22 protein-coding genes and 1 tRNA gene are annotated in these 22,988 nt (G+C 65.2%); 19 read left to right on the forward strand and 4 right to left on the reverse strand.

Annotated elements, in window-relative coordinates:
• Positions 1–24 precede the first annotated feature (24 nt).
• The 8 genes from metG to CXY77_RS12785 all read left to right on the forward strand — a co-directional run bounded on the left by metG (position 25) and on the right by CXY77_RS12785 (position 9,148).
• Complete coding sequence (metG, locus tag CXY77_RS12750; protein WP_104130181.1) at positions 25–1,596, forward strand: methionine--tRNA ligase; 1,572 nt, start codon at positions 25–27, stop codon at positions 1,594–1,596.
• 7 nt (positions 1,597–1,603) lie between these two features.
• Positions 1,604–2,587, forward strand: coding sequence for a TatD family hydrolase (locus tag CXY77_RS12755; RefSeq protein WP_104130182.1), 984 nt, complete (start codon positions 1,604–1,606; stop codon positions 2,585–2,587).
• Positions 2,584–3,456, forward strand: a complete 873-nt coding sequence (rsmA, locus tag CXY77_RS12760; protein ID WP_092340637.1) for a 16S rRNA (adenine(1518)-N(6)/adenine(1519)-N(6))-dimethyltransferase RsmA — start codon at positions 2,584–2,586, stop codon at positions 3,454–3,456. The genes CXY77_RS12755 and rsmA overlap by 4 nt, the downstream gene beginning before the upstream one ends.
• Before the next feature lie 51 nt (positions 3,457–3,507).
• Positions 3,508–4,434, forward strand: coding sequence for a 4-(cytidine 5'-diphospho)-2-C-methyl-D-erythritol kinase (locus CXY77_RS12765; RefSeq protein ID WP_092340781.1), 927 nt, complete (start codon positions 3,508–3,510; stop codon positions 4,432–4,434).
• Between the two features lie 55 nt (positions 4,435–4,489).
• Positions 4,490–6,283: an ABC-F family ATP-binding cassette domain-containing protein gene (locus CXY77_RS12770; protein ID WP_092340638.1), complete on the forward strand. Its 1,794-nt coding sequence runs from the start codon at positions 4,490–4,492 to the stop codon at positions 6,281–6,283.
• Positions 6,284–6,465: 182 nt separating this feature from the next.
• Positions 6,466–7,356, forward strand: a complete 891-nt coding sequence (locus CXY77_RS12775; protein WP_233197386.1) for a MetQ/NlpA family ABC transporter substrate-binding protein — start codon at positions 6,466–6,468, stop codon at positions 7,354–7,356.
• A gap of 104 nt (positions 7,357–7,460) precedes the next feature.
• Positions 7,461–8,489: a methionine ABC transporter ATP-binding protein gene (locus tag CXY77_RS12780; protein WP_104130184.1), complete on the forward strand. Its 1,029-nt coding sequence runs from the start codon at positions 7,461–7,463 to the stop codon at positions 8,487–8,489.
• Positions 8,489–9,148 carry a methionine ABC transporter permease gene (locus tag CXY77_RS12785; RefSeq protein WP_104130185.1) on the forward strand — a complete coding sequence of 220 codons (660 nt, stop codon included), beginning with the start codon at positions 8,489–8,491 and terminating at the stop codon, positions 9,146–9,148. The genes CXY77_RS12780 and CXY77_RS12785 overlap by 1 nt, the downstream gene beginning before the upstream one ends.
• 13 nt (positions 9,149–9,161) lie before the next feature.
• Here the strand turns inward: CXY77_RS12785 and CXY77_RS12790 are convergent, their stop codons facing one another.
• Positions 9,162–9,653, reverse strand: a complete 492-nt coding sequence (locus CXY77_RS12790; protein WP_104130186.1) for a MarR family winged helix-turn-helix transcriptional regulator — start codon at positions 9,651–9,653, stop codon at positions 9,162–9,164.
• 123 nt (positions 9,654–9,776) lie between these two features.
• Between CXY77_RS12790 and CXY77_RS12795 the strand changes: the two genes are divergently transcribed.
• The 3 genes from CXY77_RS12795 to CXY77_RS12805 all read left to right on the forward strand — a co-directional run bounded on the left by CXY77_RS12795 (position 9,777) and on the right by CXY77_RS12805 (position 12,307).
• Positions 9,777–9,848, forward strand: a tRNA-Gln gene (locus tag CXY77_RS12795).
• Between the two features lie 35 nt (positions 9,849–9,883).
• Complete coding sequence (gene glmU, locus CXY77_RS12800; RefSeq protein WP_104130187.1) at positions 9,884–11,329, forward strand: bifunctional UDP-N-acetylglucosamine diphosphorylase/glucosamine-1-phosphate N-acetyltransferase GlmU; 1,446 nt, start codon at positions 9,884–9,886, stop codon at positions 11,327–11,329.
• The gene (locus CXY77_RS12805) at positions 11,330–12,307 is read left to right on the forward strand and encodes a ribose-phosphate diphosphokinase (RefSeq protein ID WP_092340644.1); all 978 of its coding nucleotides are present in this window, start codon (positions 11,330–11,332) and stop codon (positions 12,305–12,307) included. It abuts the gene before it with no gap.
• A gap of 77 nt (positions 12,308–12,384) precedes the next feature.
• On the opposite strand, the gene CXY77_RS12810 is transcribed toward CXY77_RS12805, so the two are convergent.
• From CXY77_RS12810 to CXY77_RS12820, 3 genes are all read right to left on the reverse strand, one after another.
• The gene (locus CXY77_RS12810) at positions 12,385–12,750 is read right to left on the reverse strand and encodes a hypothetical protein (RefSeq protein WP_104089342.1); all 366 of its coding nucleotides are present in this window, start codon (positions 12,748–12,750) and stop codon (positions 12,385–12,387) included.
• Positions 12,751–12,861: 111 nt separating this feature from the next.
• On the reverse strand, positions 12,862–14,265 hold the full coding sequence (gene gndA / locus CXY77_RS12815; protein WP_369827301.1) for an NADP-dependent phosphogluconate dehydrogenase: 1,404 nt from the start codon (positions 14,263–14,265) through the stop codon (positions 12,862–12,864).
• 154 nt (positions 14,266–14,419) lie between these two features.
• Positions 14,420–15,202, reverse strand: a complete 783-nt coding sequence (locus CXY77_RS12820; protein ID WP_104130298.1) for a FadR/GntR family transcriptional regulator — start codon at positions 15,200–15,202, stop codon at positions 14,420–14,422.
• A gap of 259 nt (positions 15,203–15,461) precedes the next feature.
• Between CXY77_RS12820 and CXY77_RS12825 the strand changes: the two genes are divergently transcribed.
• From CXY77_RS12825 to pth, 8 genes are all read left to right on the forward strand, one after another.
• Positions 15,462–16,634, forward strand: a complete 1,173-nt coding sequence (locus tag CXY77_RS12825; RefSeq protein ID WP_233197387.1) for a sugar ABC transporter substrate-binding protein — start codon at positions 15,462–15,464, stop codon at positions 16,632–16,634.
• A 95-nt stretch (positions 16,635–16,729) separates the two neighbouring features.
• Positions 16,730–17,653: a carbohydrate ABC transporter permease gene (locus tag CXY77_RS12830; protein ID WP_233197388.1), complete on the forward strand. Its 924-nt coding sequence runs from the start codon at positions 16,730–16,732 to the stop codon at positions 17,651–17,653.
• Positions 17,650–18,531, forward strand: a complete 882-nt coding sequence (locus CXY77_RS12835; protein ID WP_092340648.1) for a carbohydrate ABC transporter permease — start codon at positions 17,650–17,652, stop codon at positions 18,529–18,531. Before CXY77_RS12830 ends, CXY77_RS12835 begins: the two co-directional genes overlap by 4 nt.
• A gap of 2 nt (positions 18,532–18,533) precedes the next feature.
• A complete protein-coding gene (locus tag CXY77_RS12840; protein WP_233197389.1) occupies positions 18,534–19,067 on the forward strand; it encodes a gluconokinase in 534 nt (177 codons plus the stop codon).
• Positions 19,054–20,202: a galactonate dehydratase gene (dgoD, locus tag CXY77_RS12845; RefSeq protein ID WP_092340649.1), complete on the forward strand. Its 1,149-nt coding sequence runs from the start codon at positions 19,054–19,056 to the stop codon at positions 20,200–20,202. Before CXY77_RS12840 ends, dgoD begins: the two co-directional genes overlap by 14 nt.
• A 54-nt stretch (positions 20,203–20,256) precedes the next feature.
• Positions 20,257–21,486, forward strand: coding sequence for a D-mannonate dehydratase ManD (gene manD / locus CXY77_RS12850; RefSeq protein WP_092340650.1), 1,230 nt, complete (start codon positions 20,257–20,259; stop codon positions 21,484–21,486).
• 243 nt (positions 21,487–21,729) lie between these two features.
• Positions 21,730–22,344, forward strand: coding sequence for a 50S ribosomal protein L25/general stress protein Ctc (locus tag CXY77_RS12855; protein WP_104089338.1), 615 nt, complete (start codon positions 21,730–21,732; stop codon positions 22,342–22,344).
• 56 nt (positions 22,345–22,400) lie between these two features.
• On the forward strand, positions 22,401–22,985 hold the full coding sequence (gene pth, locus CXY77_RS12860; RefSeq protein ID WP_104130189.1) for an aminoacyl-tRNA hydrolase: 585 nt from the start codon (positions 22,401–22,403) through the stop codon (positions 22,983–22,985).
• The last annotated feature ends 3 nt before the right edge of the window (positions 22,986–22,988 follow it).

Genomic DNA, 22,988 nt, shown 5'->3' on the forward strand with positions numbered 1-22,988 from the left:
TGGCCTGGCGCATAAGATGAACGCATGTCCGCTGGCTCTTTTTACATCACCACGCCCATTTTCTACGTGAATGATGTGCCGCACATCGGGCACGCCTACACCGAGGTCGCTGCCGACGTGCTCGCGCGCTGGCACCGGCAGTCCGGCGATGACGCCTGGCTGCTCACCGGCACCGACGAACACGGCCAGAAAATTCTGCGCACCGCCATCGCAAACGGCGTCACGCCCAAGGAATGGGCCGACCGTCTGGTCGAGACCGCGTGGAAGCCGTTGCTGGAGACCGTCAATATCGCCAACGACGACTTCATTCGCACCACCGACGAACGCCACGAGGTGAACGCGCAGAAGTTTCTGCAGCACCTGCACGATGAGGGTCACATCTACACCGGCGAGTACGAGGGCTACTACTGCGTCGGCTGCGAGGAGTACAAGCAGATCAGCGACCTCGTCGACGGCACCGGTGACTATGCCGGCCAGCCGGTCTGTGCGATCCACTCCAAGCCGGTGGAACTGCTGCACGAGAAGAACTACTTCTTCAAGATGAGTGCCTTTGCCGACCGACTGCTGGCCCTGTACGAGGAGAACCCCAACTTCGTGCAGCCGGAAGCGGCCCGCAACGAGGTCATGTCCTTCGTCAAGCGCGGCCTGAGTGACCTGTCGATCTCCCGGTCGAGCTTCGACTGGGGCATCAAGGTGCCGTGGGACGAATCGCACGTCGTCTATGTCTGGTTCGACGCTCTGCTGAACTACATCACCGCGGCCGGCTACGGCCAGAACGACGAGGAATTCGCGAGCCGCTGGCCTGCCACCCACATCGTCGGCAAGGACATTCTGCGCTTTCACGCCGTCATCTGGCCGGCCATGCTCATGGCCGCCGGCATCGAGGTGCCCAAGCAGGTCTTCGGCCACGGCTGGCTGTTGGTCGGCGGAGAGAAGATGAGCAAGTCCAAGCTCACCGGTATCGCCCCGAGCCAGATCACCGACACCTTCGGTTCCGACGCTTTTCGGTACTACTTCATGCGCGCCATCAGCTTCGGCCAGGACGGCTCGTTCAGCTGGGAGGACCTCTCGGCCCGCTACCAGTCTGAGCTCGCCAACGGCTTCGGCAACCTCGCGTCCCGCGTGATCGCCATGGTCGTGCGGTACTGCGACGGCGTCGTGCCCGAAGCTGGCGCGTTGACGGCCGACGACCTCGCGATTGCCGCGACCGAACAGCGCGTGACGGATGCCTCGCGCGCCTTCATCGAGACCCTCGCCATCCACGACGCCCTCGCGAGCGTGTGGGAACTGGTCGACGAGCTCAACGGCTACATCACCCTGCAGGAGCCGTGGGCGCTGGCCAAGAACCCGGAGACGCGGGCTCGCCTGGAGAGCGTGCTGCACACCGCCGTGCGCGGCCTCGGCACCCTCACCGTGCTGCTCTCGCCGGTCATTCCCATCGCGACCGGCGAGCTGTGGACCGCCCTCGGTGGCGACGGCGCGCTCGCCGACCAGCGCATCGACCGGGCCTGGGAATGGGCCGGCGGCGCACACGTCAGCCCGCTCGAGCCGCTGTTTCCGCGCATCGAATCGATCGTGGAGCCGGCCGATGCCTAGCGACGCGATGCCCAGCGATTCCCTCACCAGTCTCGACGGAGGCGTCGACGGCTACGGCAGCGCCGTTCGGAAGCGCGAGAACACTCAGGGCCGTGACCTGAGCTACCCGCCGCTGCCGGAACCGCTCACGGTGCCCGTCTACGACAACCACACCCATCTCGAAATCAGTGACGGCGAGCATCCGCTCAGCTACCGGGAACAGCTTGATCGCGCCTCGAGCGTCGGCGTGCGCGGGGTGATCCAGGTCGGCGGCGACGTGGAAACGTCCCGCTGGTCGGCCGCGTGCGCCCTGATCGAGCCGCGCATGCTGGCCGCCGTCGCCATCCACCCCAACGAAGCGCCAGCACTCGACGCGGCCGGCACCCTCGACGACGCCCTCGCCGTGATCAACGAACTCGCCGGACAGCCGCGCGTGGTCGCGGTCGGTGAGACCGGCCTCGACTTCTTTCGCACCGGCGAAGAAGGCCGCGCCGCCCAGTTTCGATCCTTCGAGGCGCACATTCGCATCGCCAAGGAGAACAACCTGGCGCTGCAGATTCACGACCGCAACGCCCACGAAGCCGTCATCGAAACCCTGCTCAAGGTGGGCGCCCCCGAACGCACGGTCTTTCACTGCTTCTCCGGAGACGCCGACATGGCTCGCCTCTGCGCCGATCATGGCTGGTATATGTCGTTCGCCGGCAACGTCACGTTCAAAAACGCCTCCATGCTGCGCGACGCCCTGTTCGTTGCCCCACGCAACCTGCTGCTGGTCGAAACGGATGCCCCCTTCCTCACCCCCCTGCCCTACCGCGGCCGGCCCAACGCGCCCTACCTGCTGCCGAACACGCTGCGCGGCATGGCTGCCCACCTCGAAACGGATGTCTCCCTGCTCTCCGCTCAAATCACCGCCAACACCGAGCTGGTCTACGGCCGCTGGGACGCCGAACCGGTCACGGCCGCCCACGACGATCCAGGCCCGGACCCCACCCCGCGCGGCGGCATCGCATGACCGACGTTGCTGACGAGCCGAAGCCCGCGAAGACCCTCCTCGGTCCGGCTGAGATTCGCGACCTCGCCGAGATGCTCGGCGTCAACCCCACCAAGAAGCTCGGCCAGAACTTCGTCATCGACGGCAATACCGTACGGCGCATCGTCAAGGTCGCCCGGGTCGCACCCGGCGACACCGTGGTCGAGGTCGGACCAGGCCTCGGCTCGCTCACCCTCGGCATGCTCGAGGTCGGCGCCGCCGTCGTCGCCGTTGAAATCGACGACCGCCTGGCCGAGCAGCTGCCACTCACCGTCGAACTCATGCAGCCCGGCGCCAGACTGTCGGTCATCCGTGCCGACGCTCTGAAGATCACCGAGCTGCCCGGCGACCCCACCCGGCTCGTCGCCAACCTGCCCTACAACGTCTCTGTGCCGGTGTTGCTCTACCTGCTCGAGCACTTCGAGTCGATTCGCGCCGGTGTCGTCATGGTGCAGGCCGAGGTCGGCGAACGCCTCGCAGCCCCGCCCGGCAACAAGATCTACGGCAGCCCGAGCGTCAAAGCCGCCTGGTACGGCGATTTTCGCACCGCTGGCAAGGTAAGCCGCCAGGTGTTTTGGCCGGTCCCCAACGTCGACTCGATCCTCATCGCCTTCGACCGGCGGCCCCAGCCGCTGGAATCCGAGGAGCTCCGGCTCAAGACCTTCGCGCTCGTCGACGCCGCTTTCCAGCAGCGCCGAAAGATGTTGCGGCAGTCGCTGTCGGTCGTCCTTGGGGACTCGGCCACGGCATCCGCTCTGATGAGCGCGGCGGGCATCGACCCCGAGGCGCGGGGCGAGCAGCTCACCGTGCACGATTTTCTCGCCATCGCGCGCGTCTGGTCACCCGCGTAGCTGCGGCGGCGGTCGGTGCGGGCACACAGGCTGGGCTAAGTTAAAAGCATGATGACGACCGCCGGCACCACCGCTGTGCACGCGCGGGCACCGGGTAAAATCAACGTCTTCCTCAAGGTCGGCGCCGTCATGGAAGACGGTTACCACGACCTCGCGACGGCCTACCAGGCTGTCTCCCTGTTCGAGGACGTGCGTGCCACGCCGGCCAGCGACTTCTCGGTCGAGTTCAGCGGCAGCATCGACACCTCCGGCCTCGCCACCGGCGGCAGCAACCTCGCCATCAAAGCAGCCAGGGCCCTCGCCCGCAAGACCGGCTATCGCGGCGGCGTGCACCTCGAGATCGAGAAGAACGTGCCCATCGCTGGCGGGATGGGCGGCGGCTCGGCCGACGCCGCGGCCACCCTGCTCGCCTGCGACGCCCTGTGGGGGACCAGCGCCACCAAGGACGAGCTGCTCGCCATTGCCGCGACCCTCGGCGCCGACGTACCGTTCTCCTTCACCGGCGGCACCGCCATCGGAACCGGTCGCGGCGACCAGCTGAGCCCGGCGCTGGCCAAGGGAAAATTCCAGTGGGTACTCGCCCTGGCCGACTTCGGTATGTCGACGCCCGGCGTGTACCAGGAGCTCGACCGGCACCGCGATCGCCACGCGCAGGACATCTTTCCGGCCGAGCATCAGCCCAGTGTCGACGCGAACGTGCTGCAGGCACTGCGCGCCGGCGACCCGCACATGCTCGCCGACGTGCTGCACAACGACCTGCAGGCTCCGGCGCTGCACCTCGCGCCCGGGCTCGGCAAGGTGCTGCAGCTCGGCGAAGAGAACGGCGCCCTGGCCGGCATCCTCTCCGGCTCCGGCCCGACCGTGGCTTTTCTGGTAGCGGATGCCGACAGCGCGCTCGAATTGCAGGTCGCGCTCTCTGCCTCCCGCCTCAAGGTCGTGCGAGCCACCGGCCCGGTGCATGGGGCCCGCCTCATCTGAGCCTTCGCATTCGGCCCGGGATGACAGCGCCCAGCGTGCCGTAAACTCGGAGGCTATGGCACATCTTCTCGGGGCTGAGTCCCTGCACCTCGAATTTCCCACCCGCGTTATCTTTGACAGCGTCACCGCCGGCCTCAACGAAGGCGACCGCATCGGCGTCGTCGGCAAGAACGGTGACGGCAAATCCACCCTCATGCGTCTGCTGGCCGGCCGCATGGAACCCGACGAAGGCCGGGTCACCCGTCGCCGCGGCGTCACTATCGGCATGCTCGACCAGTCCGACGACCTCGCCAGCGGCCAGACCGTCGGCCACACCATCGTCGGCGGCATCGAAGAACACGTCTGGGCGGGAGACGCCAAGGTGCGCGACGTCATCGGCGGCCTCGTACGCGACATTCCCTGGGACGCCCTGGTCGACGACCTCTCCGGTGGCCAGCGCCGTCGGGTAGCCCTCGCCGCCGTGCTCATCGGCGACTACGACTGCATCTTTCTCGACGAGCCCACCAACCACCTCGATGTGGAAGGCATCTCCTGGCTCGCCGGGCACCTCAAGACCCGCTGGGCCGCCCAGTCGGGCGGACTTGTGGTCGTCACCCACGACCGGTGGTTCCTCGACGAGGTCTGCAACATCACCTGGGAGGTGCACGACCGCCTGATCGAGCCCTTCGAGGGAGGCTACGCCGCCTACATTCTGCAGCGCGTCGAGCGCGACCGCATGAGTTCGGTCGTCGAGTCCAAGCGCCAGAATCTCATGAAGAAGGAGCTGGCCTGGCTGCGCCGCGGCGCCCCGGCCCGCACCGCCAAGCCCAAGTTCCGCATCGATGCCGCCAACGTGCTGATCGAGAACGAGCCGCCGCCCCGCGATACCGTCACGATGCAGTCGATGGCCATGCAGCGCCTCGGCAAGGACGTCGTCGACCTCATCGACATCGGTGTGAAGTTCGGCGACAAGACCGTGCTGAACGACATCACCTGGCGCATCGCACCGGGGGAGCGCACCGGAATCATGGGCGTCAACGGGGCGGGCAAGTCCACCCTGCTGAACCTCGTCGCCGGCACCCTGCAGCCGACCAGCGGGCACGTGAAGCGCGGCAAGACCATCAAGGTCGCCGTACTCACCCAGCAGCTGTTCGAACTCGACGAAATCCGCAACGACCGCGTGAGCGACGTCATCGGCCGCCAGAAAACCAGCTACATGGCCGGCGGTAAGGAGATCACGCCCGGCCAGATGCTCGAACGCATGGGCTTTCTGAGCGCGCAGCTCACCACCCAGGTCAAGGACCTCTCCGGTGGCCAGAAGCGCCGACTGCAACTGCTGCTGATCGTGCTCAGCGAGCCGAACGTACTCATCCTCGACGAGCCCACCAACGACCTCGACACCGACATGCTCGCCGCCATGGAAGACCTGCTCGACTCCTTCCCCGGCACCCTGCTGGTCGTCTCGCACGACCGGTACCTCATCGAGCGCGTCACCGACAACCAGTACGCCGTCATGGACGGCGGCTTTCGCCACCTGCCCGGCGGCGTCGACCAGTACCTCGACGTGCGCCGCAAAGCTGTCGCCGGCCCCGCTCAGGGGTCGCCGACGGATGCCGCTGGCAAGGCCAAAAAGATCCCCACCCTGGGTGGCGCCGAACTGCGCAACGCCCAGAAAGAGCTCGGCTCGATCGACCGCAAGGTGGTCAAACTGCAAGAGCGCATCGCACTCAAGCACGAAAAGCTCGCCGCGCACGACCAGTCCGATTTCGCCGGTCTCGGCGCGCTCGGCGTGAAACTGACCGAACTGGAAGAGACCATCGCCACGCTCGAAACCCGCTGGGTCGAACTTACCGAGTTAATCGAGGGCTGATTCGAAAGAAGCTGTGACGTAGTGTGTCGGTGCGGGCCGCGCGTCGCAGCTTCGGCACGTATCGTTGAGGGGTACCTGCGCAGCCGCGGTACGCAGCTCCTCATGGGCGCAGCCTTCTGGTTTAACCGGTCATGGCAGCGTGCCCGGAGCAACCGGAACCCAGATCGCCCGAAGGAATCATCGTGAAGAAAAAACTCATAACCGCACTTGCCGTCCTCCCGCTGGTCGCACTGCTCGCCGGATGCGCCGGCGGCTCCAACGAGGCGGCGACGGGCACCGAAGATGACGTCATCAAGATCGGTGTCATCGGCGCCAGTGACCCGTACTGGGACATCTACCAGAAGGCTGCCGCCGACGAGGGAATTAGCATCGAACTCGTCGACTTCGCCGACTACCAGCAGCTGAACCCCTCCGTCAGCGAAGGCGAGCTGGACATGAACCAGTTCCAGCACCTCGTGTTCCTCGCGGACTACAACGTCTCGAGCGGCTCCGACCTGGCCCCGATCGGCTCCACCGCGATCTATCCTCTCGGACTGTACTCGACCGAGTATGACGGCCTCGACGACATCCAGGAGGGTGACACGGTCGCCGTTCCGAACGACGCGACCAACCTGGCCCGGGCCTTGCTGCTACTGCAGGCCGAAGACCTCATCACCCTCGACGAGGGTGGCACTAACCTCTCCGGTCTTGACGACATCGACGAAGACAACTCCAAGGTGACCGTCACGGCCCTCGAGCCGTCGCTCACTGCCGCTTCGCTCGCCGACGTCGCCGCGGCCGTCATCAACAACGACTTCGTCGAGAAGGCGGGCCTCACATTCGAGGGCGCCCTCGCCGCCGACGACCCGACCGACGCGGACGCGTTCGCGTACATCAACGTCTTCGCCTCCCGCGCCGACGACAAGGACAACGAGACTTTCTTGAAGCTCATCGAGATCTTCCAGACCAACCAGGACGTCCAGGATGGCCTCCTCGCCGTTTCCGGCGACACCGCCGTGCCGCTCGCCGCGACTACCGCCGAGCTTGAAGAGTCCCTCGCCGGCGTGACCACCGACGTCGAAAACGCCAAGTAGTCCCACCCGGTGCGCGAGTCAGCACTCTGTTTCAATAGAGCACAGGGCACGTCCCGAGCTCGGGAACTATGCAAGTTGCTCATGAGCGGTGAAGAAAGAACATTATGAGCGTTGTCTCGCTGCGGAACGTCAGCAAGAGCTACCCCAGCACGACGAAGGGTGGCGCCACGGTCACGGCCATCGACTCGGTGAGCCTCGACGTCGAGGCCGGTGATATTTACGGCATCATCGGCTATTCCGGCGCGGGCAAGAGCACCCTGGTGCGGCTCGTGAATGCGCTCGAACGCTCGAGTGGCGGCGAGATTTTCATCAACGGGCGCGACATCGCGACCCTGCCCGAGCGTGAGCTGCGTAAGATCCGGCTCGGCATCGGCATGATCTTCCAACAGTTCAACCTGCTCGGCTCGCGTACCGTCGCCGGCAACGTGGCTTACCCCCTCGAAGTCGCCGGTTTCCCGAAGAAGGACCGCGCGGCCCGGGTCGCCGAGCTGCTGAGCTTCGTCGGCCTGACCGATAAGGCGAAGTCGTACCCCGACCAGCTGTCCGGCGGGCAGAAGCAACGCGTGGGTATCGCTCGGGCGCTCGCGACCTCTCCGAGCATCCTGCTCGCCGACGAGGCCACAAGCGCGCTCGACCCTGAGACAACGCATGAGGTGCTCGCGCTCCTCAAACGAGTCAACGCCGAACTCGGCATCACGATCATCGTGATCACGCACGAAATGGATGTCATCCAGACCATCGCGACGAAGGTCGCGGTCATGGACCAGGGCACGGTTATCGAGCGAGGACCCGTGTTCGATGTGTTCTCGAATCCGCAGCAGGCGGCATCCGCCCGCTTTGTCTCCACCGTCGTGAAGGGGGTCCCCTCGGCGTCCGAGCTCGCGGTACTGCGTGAGCGCCACACCGGACGCATCGTGACTCTGTCGTTCCGGGACACCGAGATCGACCAGTCCGAGGTCTTCGGCCAGTTCGTGACTGCCGGGGTTCCGTTCCAGGTGATCTATGGCGGCGTCAACGAGATCCAGGGGCGCCCGTTCGGTCACCTCACCCTTGCCTTGCATGCCGACGACGCCCTAGTCGATGCCGCACTCGAACGGGTACGCCTTCTCACGACCGTCACGGAGGTGCGCTGATGGATGCGCTCAGCAATCTGTTGCCCGAACTCTGGACGGCGACGGGCGAGACGCTCTACATCGTCGCGGCGACCCTGTTCTTCGGCGGTATCGGGGGGCTCATCATCGGGCTGGGGCTGTACCTCACCCGCGGCGGCAGCATCCTCGATAACAAGCCGGTCTTCGTCGTGCTCAACGTTCTCGTGAACGTGATCCGGCCCATCCCGTTCATCATCTTCCTTGCCGCCGCCCAGCCGCTCGCGCGGGCAGCGACCGGTAGTGGGATCGGTAACGACGCCATTATTTTCACCATCTCGCTTGCGGCATCATTCGCGATGGGGCGCATCGTGGAACAGAACCTCCTCACCGTGACGCCCGGAGTGATCGACGCGGCTCGCAGCGTGGGTGCCGGGCCCATTCGCATCATCTTCACCGTGCTGCTGCCGGAAGCCCTGGGCCCGCTGATTCTCGGCTTCACGTTCATCTTCGTCGCCCTCGTGGACATGTCCGCGGTGGCCGGCTACGTGGGCGGCGGTGGGCTCGGTAATTTCGCCCTGCAATACGGCTACCGGCAGTACGAACCCGTCGTCACCTGGGCTGCGGTGCTCTTGATCATCATCCTGGTGCAGCTCGTGCAGTTCCTCGGCAACTCGCTGGCCCGCAAAGCCCTGCGCCGGTAGCTGTCACGGGGTCTTAGTCGAAGTCGAGGCTGAGCTTGCGCAACAGCGCGGCCAGCCGGTCCTGGTCGGTCACCGAGAGGGTGTCGAGCAGGTCGGCTTCGGCGTCGACCAGCCGGGTTATGGCGGCATCCACTCGGGTGAGTCCGGCCGGCGTCATGCCCACCAGGATGCCGCGACCGTCGGTGGGTGCGGAGCGGCGCGTGACCAGACCGCGGTCAACGAGCCCGTCGATGCGGTTCGTCATGGTGCCACTTGAGACGAGCGTCTGCAGCAACAACGCCTTCGGGCTGAGCTCGTAGGGCGTGCCGGCGCGGCGCAGGGCCGAGAGCACATCGAACTCCCACGATGCGAGCTCCGACCGGGAGAAGGCGGTGCGGCGGGCCCGGTCGAGGTGCTTCGACAACCGGGCAACCCGGCTGAGCACCTGCAGCGGCGCAAAATCCAGATCGGGCCGTTCGCGCAGCCACGAATCGACGATTCGGTCGACTTCATCATGGGCAGGCATTGCTCCATTATCCCGCTTACCCGGGGGTTTCTTCGCCCAGAGGCCGTCTGGCCGCCGTCAGCGGTGCTGCGCGCCGCTCAGAATCTGGCAGACTTGACTGGTTGCTGGCCTCGGCCGGCATGGTCCGCCATAGTGTAACGGCAGCACGGCAACCTTTGGAGTTGTTCGGTCCAGGTTCGAATCCTGGTGGCGGAGCCCTCACTTTCTTCACCAAATGCGTTAGGAATCTCGTGACAGACGCCCGCCTCGCCATTGTTGTTCTGGCCGCCGGCCAGGGTACCCGCATGAAGTCCAGCCTGCCCAAGCTGCTGCATCCGCTCGCCGGCGTACCGATCGTCAGCCACGTGCTCGCGACCGCGCGGGCGCTCGACGCCGCCCACGTCGTGACCGTCGTGCGGCACGAACGCGACCTGCTGGCCGCCGTCGTGGCCGAAGACCTGCCGGAGAGCACGATCGTCGACCAAGACGAGATTCCCGGCACCGGCCGCGCCGTCGAGCAGGCCGTCGCCGCGCTGCCGGCCGATTTCGACGGTGACGTGCTCGTGATCAACGGCGACGTCCCGTTGCTGAACGCCGCAACGCTCGCCTCCTTCATCGCCTCGCACCGCCAGGGCAACGCGGCGGGAACCGTGCTGTCCGCCTACCCGGACGATGCGACCGGCTATGGCCGCATCATCCGCTCGGTGGAGGGTGCGTTCGACCGCATCGTCGAGCAGAAGGATGCGACGGATGCCGAACTGGCCGTCACCGAGATCAACGCCGGCGTCTACCTGTTCGGCCTGGCCGCGCTGCGCCAGCAGCTCGCCCAGCTCACCACCGCCAACGCCCAGGGTGAGAAATACCTCACCGATGTGATCGAACTGTTGCGCCGGGCCGGCTCCGAGGTGAGCGCTGTTCCGGTCGCGGATGCCTGGATCGTCGCCGGAATCAACGATCGCGCCCAGCTGGGCGACACAGCCCAGAAACTCAACGCCCTCATCGTGCGCGGCTGGCAGCTGGCCGGAGTGACCGTGCAGGACCCGGCCACCACCTGGATCGACCTCAAAGCCGTGCTCGCGGCCGACGTCACCCTGCTGCCCGGCACCCAGATCATCGGCGCCACCGTGGTCGCAACCGGTGCCATCGTCGGCCCGGACACCACCCTGCGCGACTGCGAGATCGGCGAGAATGCCCGGGTCAATCGCACCGACGCGACCTTCGCGGTGATCGAGGCGGGGGCATCCGTCGGCCCGTTCTCCTACCTGCGCCCCAATACCGTGCTCGGTGCCGACGGCAAGATCGGCGCCTTCGTCGAGACCAAGAACGCGCAGATCGGTGCCGGCAGCAAGGTGCCGCACCTGAGCTACGTGGGCGACGCCACCGTCGGCGAGGGGTCGAATATCGGTGCCGGAACAATCTTCGCCAACTATGACGGCGTGGCCAAACACCACTCGGCGATCGGGTCGCACGTGCGCACCGGGTCGCACAACGTGTTCGTCGCGCCGATTACAATTGGTGACGGGGCGTACACGGGAGCAGGCACGGTCGTTCGCAAGAGCGTTCCGGCCGGCGCACTGGCCATCAACGTGACCCCGCAACGCAACATGGACGGCTGGGTTCACGCCAACCGTCCGGGCACGGCCGCGGACACGGCGGCGGTCAATGCCCCCACAAGCAGCGATAAGACTGGAGAATAGGTGTCGGAAATCAAGACCAGCGGCGACAAACGACTAGTACTGGTTTCGGGGCGAGCGCACCCGCAGCTCGCTCTCGACATCGCCACGGAGCTTGGTTCTGAGCTGCTCCACACCGACGCACGCACCTTCGCCAACGGCGAACTGTATGCCAGGTTCGACGAGAGCGTGCGCGGCTCGGATGCCTTCGTCATCCAGTCCCACACCGCTCCGATTAATGAATGGCTGATGGAACAGCTCATCATGGTGGACGCGCTCAAGCGGGCCTCTGCCAAGCGCATCACCGTGGTCGCTCCGTTCTACCCCTACGCCCGGCAGGACAAGAAGGGTCGCGGACGCGAGCCGATCTCGGCCCGCCTCGTCGCCGACCTGTTCAAGGTCGCCGGCGCCGATCGCATCATGTCGATCGACCTGCACGCCGCCCAGATCCAGGGCTTCTTCGACGGTCCCGTCGACCACCTCTTCGCGATGCCGGTTCTGCTCGAGCACTTCCGCGAGAAGCTCGACCCGGCGACCCTCACCGTGGTCTCGCCCGACATGGGTCGCGTGCGCGTCGCCGACATCTGGAGCGACCGCCTCGGTGTGCCGCTCGCCATCATCCACAAGCGCCGCGACCCACTCGTGCCCAACCGGGTCTCCGTGCACGAGATCGTCGGCCAGGTCAGCGGCCGCGTCTGCCTGCTCGTTGACGACATGATCGACACCGGACGCACGATCGCCCTGGCCGCCGAGGCACTGCGCGAGGCCGGCGCCATCGGCGTCGTCGTCGCCGCCACGCACGCCGTGTTCAGCGACCCGGCCGTTGACATGCTGCAGAACCCGGCCATCAGCGCCGTCGTCGTCACCGACACGCTGCCGATCCCGCCGGAGAAGCGCTTCCCGACGCTCACAGTGCTGCCGATCGCTCCGTTGTTGGCGCGCGCCATCCACGAGGTCTTCGACGAGGGTTCGGTCACCTCGATGTTCGACGGCGCCGCGTAGGTTCAGGCGCTGCCGAGGTGTGAGTTCGAGCCCGATTTTCGTGATTTTCGGGTCAAAACTCACACCTCGTTAGAGAATTATGTGCGCGTGGCCGGGGCCAGCTGGCGCGGCGCGGAGGGAATGATGCCGAGCGGCGTCACGAAGGTCTCGCGCTCGTTCACGTCGATCGCGTAGCACTGCCAGCCGAACCCGCCGGGCCCGGCGAACTCGAATCGCGCGTCGAAGTCCACGGCTGAGGGATAGTACTGGGCCACCGCGGTCACACAGGCGTTGCTGGCGGTGTCGGAGGCGACGCGCATGGTCGTGAGCACGCCCGGCACGACCAGGGCGATCAGCCCGAGCACCACGACGACGCGCAAAATGGTTGTGAAGTGCTTGCCGCGCAGGGGGCGGTAGTCGTCGTTCGGCTCGTAGCCGGAGAGCTCGGGGTGATTGTCAGCCATGGGTACCCCCATTCTCCCAGACCTGGGTGTGAAGCGACTCGGTTAAACGAAGCGGCCGGCGGCATCCGTTCTCTACGCGTGAGAAGTGGATGCCGCCGGCCGACACGGCCGCTAGTGCGTCGACGCCTCGGTGGCGATCTCGGTGCGGTCGCCGGACCACAGGGTGTGGAAGGTGCCGGGCATGTCGACGCGGTGGTAGGTGTGCGCACCGAAGAAGTCGCGCTGGCCCTGCACCAGGGCGGCCGGCAGGCGTTCGCTTGCGAGCGAGTCGAAGTAGCTCAGGCTCGAGCCGAAGCCGGGAACCGGGATGCCCGACAGCGCGGCGGTGGATACGACGCGGCGCCAGGCGGCCTCGCCGGCGGCGATGGCGTCGGCGAAGTACTGGTCAACGAGCAGACTCGGGATGGACGGGTCGTTGTTGTAGGCATCCACGATGCGGTTGAGGAACTGGGCGCGAATGATGCAGCCGCCGCGCCAGATGGTGGCGATGGCGCCCTTGTCGATGTTCCAGTTGTACTTGGTCGCACCGGCGATGATCGCGTCGAAACCCTGGGCGTAGGCAATGATCTTCGAGGCGTAGAGCGCCTGGCGCACGTCTTCCTGGAAGGTGTTGCCGACGACGGCGATTTCTGGGCGTGCCGTAATTGTGGCGCGCACCGGTTCGCGCTGCTCCGGGTGGGCCGAAACGGCGCGGGCGAAGACGGCTTCGGCGATGCCGCCGACGGGAACGCCGAGGTCGAGCGCGTTCTGCACGGTCCAGACGCCGGTTCCCTTGGAGCCTGCCTCGTCGAGCACGACGTCGATGAAGGGTTCGCCGGTCTTCGCGTCGACCTGGCGCAGAATCTCCGCGGTGATTTCGATCAGGTAGCTATCGAGCTCCCCGCCGTTCCAGTCGGTGAAGATATCGGCGATGGCCTCGGGGGAGTGCCCGCCGACCTTGCGCAGCAGGTCGTAGGCTTCGGCGATGAGCTGCATGTCGGCGTATTCGATGCCGTTGTGGATCATCTTGACGAAGTGGCCGGCACCGTCGGTGCCGATGTGGGTGACGCAGGGTACACCGTCGACGACGGCGGCGATGGACTCAAGAATGGGGCCGAGGGTCTTGTAGGCCTCCACTGAGCCGCCGGGCATGATGCTCGGGCCGTTGAGGGCACCCTCTTCGCCACCGGAGATGCCGGCACCGACGAAGTTGAGGCCCTTGGCGCTCTGCTCCTTTTCGCGACGAATGGTGTCGGTGAATTCGGCGTTGCCGCCGTCGACGATGATGTCGCCGGGTTCGAACAGCTCAGAGAGCTGGGAGATGACGGCGTCGGTGCCGCGGCCGGCCTGCACCATGATGATGGCGGTGCGCGGCTTCGTCAGCGAGGCGACGAAATCGGCGATGTCCTCGGAGGCGACGAAGTTTGCCTCCGGGTGCTCGGTCGTGAGCAGGCGGGTGCGTTCGGGGGAGCGGTTGTAGACCGCTACGGTGTTTCCCTCGCGGCCGGCGAGGTTGCGGGCGAGATTCGATCCCATCACCGCCAGACCCACGACACCAATGTTTGCCTGTGCTGAACCGGACTCTGACACGTTTTCTCCTTTGGGGCTGTACTGAACAGACCACCTACGAGTTTAGCGCACAGGCCTGAACGGTCCCGCAATCGGGGGACAGCATTGCGCAATGCTGGTCCTATTTCGTGGGCTTGCCGTCCCAGATGGAACTCATCTCGTTGAAGGCGCGTTCCATGATGCCGAGCATGGCTTCGTGGGCTGCCTCCGGGTTGCCGCGCTGAATCGCGCTGGCCACATCGACGTGCAGTTGCAGTGCTTCGTTGTGCGGATGCCGCGGCATCAGTCCGTAGTTCGTGCGCCCGGTCAGCACCTCGGCCACCAGGGTGTTGAGTTTGGCGAACATTTCGTTGCCCGAACTGGCCAGCACAAGACGGTGAAACTCGATGTCGAGCACGAGGAAAGCCTCGGGGTCGTCGGCCTGGCCGGCGGCCCACAGCTTGCCGGCCAGCCCCATCAGCTCGCTGGCATCCGCTAGGGGAGCGCGGATGGCGGCGAGCCGGGCGGCCTGCGGTTCAATGGCGGTGCGCAGCTCGGTCAGGGAACGCAATTGGGCGATGCGGGCCGGCGACGCGAGCCTCCAGCGGATGACCTGTGGGTCATACAGGTTCCACTCGGAGGCTGGCAGAATCTGCACGCCGACGCGACGGCGAGAAGCGAGCATACCCATGGAGGCGAGCACGCGGATGGCTTCGCGCACCACCGATCGGGAGACACCGTATCGTTCCTCGAGCTCCTCGATGCGGAAGACCGACTTGCTGGCAAGTTCACCGGCGCAGATGGCCAGGCCCAGCAGATCGACGACGCGCGCGTGCAGGCTGGTCGAGGGGGTTCCGTAGTCAAGGCTCTCGGGCAAGTCGACGAGCGGGTCGGCGCCCGGCCCGGTCGTCAGATTGTGCGTCATGCGCTTGATCATATCGTTCCGGCAATAAACTTGAATAAGTATGCTTTATTCGGTAACGTTTCCTCTCGAGACAGATGTAAAGATGCATTCTGTTGGGAACCGTGGCTCAAAGCGCCGGTTCTTTCGAATGGGAGACACAGTGAAGCGTCATTCAGTTGTTCGCGTTGCGGCCATCGTCGCAGCGACATTTTTCGCGGCGGGCACACTCACCGCGTGCAGTGCCGGTGCCGGTGATGACGGGGGCTCGAAAACTCTTCGAGTGACCCTCGCCAACCACGTGTGGACCGACACGATCAAGAGCAAGCTGCCCGAGTTCGAGGCAGCCACCGGCCTCACCGTCGAGCTCAGCCAGTACGGCGAAGACCAGCTCTCCGATCAGTACAACGTGAAGCTCAATGCGGGCACCGATGAGATCGACGTCATGATGTATCGCCCGCTCCAAGAAGGCAAGCTGTTCGCGAAGAACGGCTATCTGGCCGACCTGTCTGACAACGTCGAGTCGAACGCCGACTGGAACTGGAGCGACTTCCAGTCCGGGCCGGTCGAGTCGACCACCTACGACGGCAACGTCGTTGGCGTGCCGATCATCACCGAGCAGGAAGTGCTCTACTACCGCAAGGACCTCCTCGCCAAAGCCGGACTCGAGGTGCCGACCACGATGGACGAGCTCGAAGCCGCGGCCAAGGCAATCAAGGAACAGAACCCCGGCGTGGCCGGCTTCGTCGCCCGTACCGGCAAGTCCGCCGCCGTCACCCAGTTCTCCAGCTTTCTCTACAGCTTCGGCGGTGACTTCATCGACGAAGACGGCAACTCAGCTATCGCCAGCTCTGAGGCCAAGGAAGCCTACGCGTTCTACGGCGGACTGATCCGCGACTACGGTCCGGAGAATGTCAGCACCGACATGAGCTGGCCTGAGGCCATGGCCATCTTCACGCAGGGCCAGGCCGGATTGTACACCGAGGCCGACAGCCTCTACAAGAACGCGACCGACCCCGAGACTTCCAAGGTCTCCGACACCGTCGGCTTCGCACCGATGCCGGCCGGTCCTGGCGGTTCGGCCGCCTACAACGTGCCGTCCTGGGCACTCGGTGTCAACGCTGAATCGGCCTACACGGATGAAGCCTGGTCGTTCATCGAATGGGCCACCAGCGCGGACCTGACCCTGGAGGTGCAGCAGGACGGCGTTCCCGGTGCGCGCCAGTCGGTCTGGGAAGACCCGGAGGGCACGTCGACCTACCCGGCCGACCTTGCCGCCGCGATCGCCACGAGCACCAAGAACGGTGTCGGTCATGACCGCCCGCTCGTCATCAAGGTGCCCGAAGCGCGCGAGATCGTAGGAGATCCGATCGTCATCGCCATCACCGGCGGCGACTCCGACGCAGCAGCGGATGCCGCGAGCGAGGCTTTTCAGGGAATCCTCGACGACGAATAACCCGCACCACTGAGGCGGGGCGGATGCCCGAACGCGGTCGTCCGCCCCGCCACCCCCTTCTTTCTGAACGTGCACTACCAAGTGTGAGGTGAACGATGACCACAATGGTCACCACCAAGCCCTCAATGTGGAAGAACTATTCCACCTGGGCAAACCGTCATCGCAAGTGGCTCTTCGCCTCCCCAGCGATGATCTTCGTCGGGCTGCTCATCGCGGTGCCGCTGGGCTGGACGCTGTACCTCAGCGTGACGGACTCCGAGGGCTCGGTGCGCGCAGCATCCAACCTGGTCGGATTCAGCAACTACGTCGAGGTGCTCACCGACACGGATCGCTTCTGGCCCGCCGTGATGCGCACGTTCGTCTTCACCGGCGGAGCGCTGGCCATTGAGCTTGTCCTCGGCATGTGCATTGCCCTGCTGCTCTGGCGCCCGTTCCGCGGCGAGAAATGGGTTCGCGTCGCGATCCTGCTGCCCCTGGTCGCTACCCCGGTCGCCGTCGGCATGATGTGGCGCCTCATCTTCGACCCGAACATCGGCTTCGCCAACCAGGTGCTCAGCTGGATCGGTATTCCGGCACAGCCCTGGCTGTCCGGCCAGTACACCGCCCTGCCGACGCTCATGTTCGTCGATATCTGGCAGTGGACACCGATGGTCGTACTGATGCTGCTCGCCGGCCTCACCTCACTCTCCGACGAACCCGACGAAGCTGCGCGCATTGACGGCGCCAACGCCTGGCAGCGATTCTGGTTCGTCACTCTGCCACTCCTGCGGGCCACCGTCATCGTGACCATCGTGCTGCGCGGAATCGACGCCCTCAAGACCTTCGACATCCTCTATGCCACCAAGGGCAAGGGCGGCGGGTCATTCCACGAAGTCGAGACGCTGAACATCTATGCCTTCGGCCTGAGCTTCGACTACAACGACTACGGGATCGCGTCCACCGTGCTGATCCTGTTCTTCCTGCTCATCATCGCGATCATGTGGGTACTCACCTACCGCAGAAAGGCGAACCGGTCATGACAACGACCCTGCCAGCCCGTCCTGTCACCCAGACTCCGCGCCCGGTCGCGATTGCACCGCGGCGCCGCAAGCCGCGAGCGTACAAAATCTTTCGGGTCGTCGCCCTCACCCTCACGGTGCTGCTGTTCGTCGCTCCGCTGGTCTGGATGTTCGTCGCGTCACTCAAGACCAATGTCGACATCTACGACGCCAGCAAGACCCTGTTCTTCACGCCGACGCTCGACAACTACGACAACGTGCTCAGCCGCAATAACTATTTCGGATTCATCTTCAATAGTTTCTGGGTGGCGCTGTTGTCCACCGTCTTCTCCCTGCTCATCGGAGTTCCGGCCGCCTACGCGATGAGTCGTTTCGCGATGCACCGCTCCGCGCTGGTCGTCCTCATGGCACGCATCATTCCGGGCGTCAGCCTGCTCGTGCCGTGGTACTTCATCTTCGCCAACATGCGCATGGTCGGCGGCTTCGGCGTGCTGATTCTCTCGCACATGTTCGTCGCCCTGCCGCTCATCGTGTACATCATGATCAGCTATTTCGACTCGACTCCGCTCGAACTGGAGGAGCAGGCGCAGGTGGACGGCCTCACCCACATCGGCGCGTTCCTGCGGATCACCCTGCCGCTGTCGGTTCCGGGACTCGCGACGGCCGGCATCCTCTCCTTTATCTTTTCGTGGAACAACTTCATGTTCGCGCTGGTGCTCTCCGGCGCGAATACCAAGACCCTGCCGGTGGCGATCTTCAACTTCGTCTCGTATGCCAGCATCGACTGGGGAAGCCTGATGGCGGCAGCCGTCGTGGTCACCGTTCCGATCATGGTCATTGCGCTGTTCACCCAGAAGTACATCGTGTCCGGCCTCACCGCCGGTGCGACCAAGGGCTGAGGGTGGGCCTCCCGCCGATCGTCGTCATGGGTGTGCAGGGCTCTGGCAAATCGACCATCGGTGAATTTCTGGCCGAGCGCCTCGGTGCCCGGTTCCTCGACGGCGATACCCTGCACCCCGCCGCGAACAAGGCCGCCATGGCCGCCGGAAACGCGCTGCAGGATGAACACCGGCTGCCGTGGCTGCATGAGGTGGGGCGCTGCCTGGCCGGGGACTACCCGAACGGCATCGTCATCGCCTGCTCGGCCCTCAAACGCAGTTATCGCGACCTGCTGCGCGATCACGCCGTTGACCTGTTCGTGGTTGATCCGGAAGGATCGATCGACCTGATCGCAGCCCGGCTACGCGCACGCACCCACGAATTCATGCCTCCCGCGCTGCTGCAATCGCAGTTTGACACGCTCGAGGTACGCACACACGATGAACGCGGCGTAACCGTGGACATCGTCGAACCGCCCGGCACCATCGTCGAACGGATCCTTGCGGCTCTCGCCGCCGAAACAGAAAGCGGTGAGGCTGCCCGTGTCACACATTGAACGAGTGGAAACTTTTCTCGTGGCACCCCGTTGGCTATTCGTGCGGCTTGAAACCAGCGATGGCGTCGTCGGCTGGGGCGAAGCCAGCCTGGAAGGGCATTCGGATGCCGTGCGCGCGGTCGTCGAACAGTTCGCGGAATATCTCATCGGCGCCGACCCCGACCGCATTGAAGACCACTGGCAGGTATTGACCAAGAGCGGTTTCTACCGCGGTGGACCGGTGTTCGGCAGCGCTGTCTCCGGCATCGACCAGGCTCTGTGGGACCTCAAGGGCAAGTCGCTCGGGGTACCGGTCTACCAGCTGCTCGGCGGCGCGGTGCGCGATCGCATCCGCATGTACGGCTGGGTCGGCGGCGACGACCCGAGCGGCATCGCCGACGCGATCGCGGCGCAGATGGCCGTGGGGCTGACCGCCGTCAAGATGAACGCCTCCGGCATCATGAGCCGAGTCGGCACGGTCGCTGAAATCGACGGTGTGCTCGAACGGGTCGCCGCCGCGCGCGCCGTGCTCGGCCCCGACCGTGATGTGGCCGTGGACTTTCACGGTCGGTTCACGCTCGCCAATACCCGCCGGATCGCCCCGTTGCTCGAACCCCTGCGACCGTTCTTCATTGAAGAACCGGTCGTGCCGGAGAATTCCCACCTGATTGGTCAGCTGGCCCAGGCCACCTCGATTCCGATCGCGACCGGGGAGCGGCTCTACACCCGGCAGGATTTTCTGCCTGTGTTCGAGGCTGGCATCGCCGTGGCGCAGCCCGACCTCTCCCATGCCGGCGGAATCTCCGAAGTACGCCGCATCGCGGCGATGGCGGAGGTGTACGACGTACAGCTGGCCCCGCACTGCCCGCTTGGCCCGATCGCGCTCGCCGCCTGCCTGCAGGTGGGCTTCGCCACTCCCAACTACCTCATTCAGGAGCAGAGCATCGGCATCCATTACAACCAGGGCGCCGAAGTTCTCGATTACGTGCTCGAGAAGGAGCCATTGAAATTCGTCAACGGAAACATTGAACTGTTGACCGGCCCCGGTCTCGGCATCGAGATTGACGAGGCCGCAGTAAGGGCCGCCGACTCGCGCGGGCACACGTGGCGGTCGCCGATCTGGCGGCACGCGGACGGCGCACTGGCGGAGTGGTGACGGCCATCACCGTGCCGAGCCCCCTTCTGATGACACGCACGACCAAGGAGAACCATGAAGATCGACAGAGCAGAAGTCATCGTCACCAGCCCGGATCGCAATTTCGTGACCCTGCGCCTCACCACCGACGACGGGCTCGTCGGGCTCGGTGACGCCACCTTGAACGGCCGCGAACTGGCCGTGGTGGCCTACCTGCAGGAGCACGTCGTGCCGCTGTTGCTCGGCGCCGACGCCCACCGCATCGAAGATACCTGGCAGTTTCTCTATCGCAGCGCCTACTGGCGCCGGGGCCCGGTCACCATGGCCGCGATTGCCGCCGTTGACGTGGCGCTCTGGGATCTTAAAGCGCAGGCCGCCGGGATGCCGCTCTACCAGCTGCTCGGGGGAGCCAGCCGGGACAAAATTCTCGCCTACGGTCACGCATCGGGGCGCGACCTGCCCGAACTGTTCGATTCCATCCGCAAGCATCAGGCGCTCGGCTACCGGGCCATCCGGGTGCAGACTGCCATCCCCGGCCTGAAAGCCATCTACGGCGTTGCCGCGCAAACCCAGACCAGTGGCAAACGCTACGACTACGAACCGGCCCAGCGTGCGGCCAGGCCTGCGGAGGAAGACTGGGATACCCGCGCCTACCTGCGGCACCTGCCGACCGTGTTCGAGGGGGTTCGCGGCGAGTTCGGCGCCGAACTGCCCCTGCTGCACGACGGTCATCACCGGATGACGCCGATCCAGGCCGCGAGACTCGGTAAGTCGCTTGAACCGTACGATCTGTTCTGGCTCGAAGACTGCACCCCGGCCGAAAACCAGGATGCCCTGCGGCTGGTGCGCTCGCATACCACCATCCCGCTCGCGATCGGTGAGGTCTTCAACACGGTCTGGGACTACCAAACCCTGATCAAGGACCAGCTCATCGACTACGTGCGGTCGGCGGTCACCCACACCGGCGGCATTTCGCCCCTGAAGAAGATTCTCGACTACGCCGCCCAGTACCAGATCAAGTCCGGCATTCACGGCCCGACCGACATCTCCCCGGTGGGCATGGCGGCGGCGCTGCACCTCGACCTGGCCATTCACAACTTTGGAATCCAGGAGTACATGCAACACGGCGACGCCACCAACAGCGTTTTCGAACAGTCCTTCAGCTTTTCCGACGGCTACCTGCACCCCGGTAACAAGCCCGGTCTGGGCGTTCAGCTGAACGTGGACGAGGCCGGCAAGTACCCGTACCAGACGGCGTACCTGCCCTTCAATCGTCTGGCCGACGGCACCGTTCACGACTGGTAAGGCAAGCCGACGACACGCCCGGGCTGCAGGGGTGGCTCGAACTGTGTAAGATTGAAACGAACTTCGGCGAGGGATAGTGTCGTGCCTGCATTCTGGGCCGGCGGCATCCGTTATCGACGCGGCGGACGAGGCCTTGGGCTTTTCCTCACGCTGACATGCGTTCGAGTTGAATCAGTACCCCTCTTTCTCGGGCTTCGGCCCGTGAATCACGATCTGGGCTTAGGCCCCGCAAGGAGAAATACCATGGCTAGAGAAGTTACCGCCGTCGAGGCAGACCTCCGCACGAACTTCGGCAAGGGTGCGGCCCGCAAGCTGCGCGTACTCGGCAAGATCCCGGCCGTCATCTACGGCCACGGCACCGATCCGGTGCACGTGTCGCTGCCCGCCCACCGCATCGCCCTGCTGCTGCGTCGCGCCAACATGCTCCTCGAGCTCGACATTGAAGGCACCAAGCAGCTCGTGCTGGTCAAGGACGTGCAGAAGGACCCGGTGAAGGCCATCATCGAGCACATCGACCTCGTCGTCGTGCGCAAGGGTGAAAAGGTTCAGGTTGAAGTTCAGGTGCACATGTCCGGCGAGTCCTTCGCCGGCACGATCGCCGACTTCGACACCAAGACCCTGTTGCTCGAGGTTGAAGCCACCGACATCCCCGAGAACGTCACCGTGTCGATCGAAGGCCTCGAAGACGGCGCCCAGATTCACGCCAAGGACGTTCCGCTGCCCACCGGCGCCGTGCTCATCTCCGATGAAGACGCTCTCGTCGTGTACATCCACACCCCGCGTGGCGAAGACGAAGAAGAGGCCGAGACCGAGGTCATCACGGCCGGCACCCCGGCCGCTACGCCTCCCGCCGCGTAACACCTATTTTCACCTGGTTCCGTCTGGGCTTTCGCCCGCATATACGGAGGAATCCCCTGGATACGAACCTGTGGCTCGTAGTCGGGCTCGGCAACCCCGGGCCCGACTACGCCGGCAATCGGCACAACGTCGGCCAGATGGTGACGGCGCAGCTCGCCGACCGTCTCACGTCGAACTTCAAGCGTCACAAAACGGCCGCCCTCGTCGCCGAGGGACACCTCTCACCGGGTGGCCCCAAACTGGTGCTGGCCAAGCCCACCACGCTCATGAACGTCTCCGGCAGCCCGGTCGCCGCCCTGCTGCGCTTCTATTCGCTGCCCGTCTCCCGGCTCATCGTCGTGCACGACGACCTGGACCTGCCCTTTGACACGCTCAAGATCAAGGTCGGCGGGGGTCACGGCGGTCACAACGGCCTGCGCGACATCATCGCCGCCACCGGAACCAACGAATTCATTCGCATTCGCATGGGCATCGGGCGTCCGCCAGGTCGCCAGAACCCGGCCGATTTCGTGCTGCACGATTTTGCTTCCGCCGAGCGCAGCATTCTGCCCAACCTCATAGCGGATGCCGCCGACGCGGTCGAACTGATCGCCTCCGACGGCGTCGTGGCCGCGCAGCAGAAGTTTCACTCGCCCTCCTAGGCT

This window comes from Cryobacterium sp. N21 (genome assembly GCF_002929575.1).
Taxonomy (GTDB): Bacteria; Actinomycetota; Actinomycetes; order Actinomycetales; family Microbacteriaceae; genus Cryobacterium; species Cryobacterium flavum.

What these genes read in the sequence shown, in the direction of transcription:
- CXY77_RS12785 (WP_104130185.1), top strand. Translation starts at nt 8,489, where the DNA reads ATGGATGCGCTCAGCAATCTGTTGCCCGAACTCTGGACGGCGACGGGC.
- CXY77_RS12780 (WP_104130184.1), top strand. Translation starts at nt 7,461, where the DNA reads ATGAGCGTTGTCTCGCTGCGGAACGTCAGCAAGAGCTACCCCAGCACG.
- CXY77_RS12790 (WP_104130186.1), bottom strand. Translation starts at nt 9,653, where the DNA reads ATGCCTGCCCATGATGAAGTCGACCGAATCGTCGATTCGTGGCTGCGC.
- gndA (WP_369827301.1), bottom strand. Translation starts at nt 14,265, where the DNA reads ATGGGATCGAATCTCGCCCGCAACCTCGCCGGCCGCGAGGGAAACACC.
- CXY77_RS12765 (WP_092340781.1), top strand. Translation starts at nt 3,508, where the DNA reads ATGACGACCGCCGGCACCACCGCTGTGCACGCGCGGGCACCGGGTAAA.
- manD (WP_092340650.1), top strand. Translation starts at nt 20,257, where the DNA reads ATGAAGATCGACAGAGCAGAAGTCATCGTCACCAGCCCGGATCGCAAT.
- CXY77_RS12755 (WP_104130182.1), top strand. Translation starts at nt 1,604, where the DNA reads ATGCCCAGCGATTCCCTCACCAGTCTCGACGGAGGCGTCGACGGCTAC.
- CXY77_RS12835 (WP_092340648.1), top strand. Translation starts at nt 17,650, where the DNA reads ATGACAACGACCCTGCCAGCCCGTCCTGTCACCCAGACTCCGCGCCCG.
- metG (WP_104130181.1), top strand. Translation starts at nt 25, where the DNA reads ATGTCCGCTGGCTCTTTTTACATCACCACGCCCATTTTCTACGTGAAT.
- rsmA (WP_092340637.1), top strand. Translation starts at nt 2,584, where the DNA reads ATGACCGACGTTGCTGACGAGCCGAAGCCCGCGAAGACCCTCCTCGGT.
- CXY77_RS12770 (WP_092340638.1), top strand. Translation starts at nt 4,490, where the DNA reads ATGGCACATCTTCTCGGGGCTGAGTCCCTGCACCTCGAATTTCCCACC.
- CXY77_RS12820 (WP_104130298.1), bottom strand. Translation starts at nt 15,202, where the DNA reads ATGACGCACAATCTGACGACCGGGCCGGGCGCCGACCCGCTCGTCGAC.
- CXY77_RS12855 (WP_104089338.1), top strand. Translation starts at nt 21,730, where the DNA reads ATGGCTAGAGAAGTTACCGCCGTCGAGGCAGACCTCCGCACGAACTTC.
- CXY77_RS12810 (WP_104089342.1), bottom strand. Translation starts at nt 12,750, where the DNA reads ATGGCTGACAATCACCCCGAGCTCTCCGGCTACGAGCCGAACGACGAC.
- CXY77_RS12830 (WP_233197388.1), top strand. Translation starts at nt 16,730, where the DNA reads ATGACCACAATGGTCACCACCAAGCCCTCAATGTGGAAGAACTATTCC.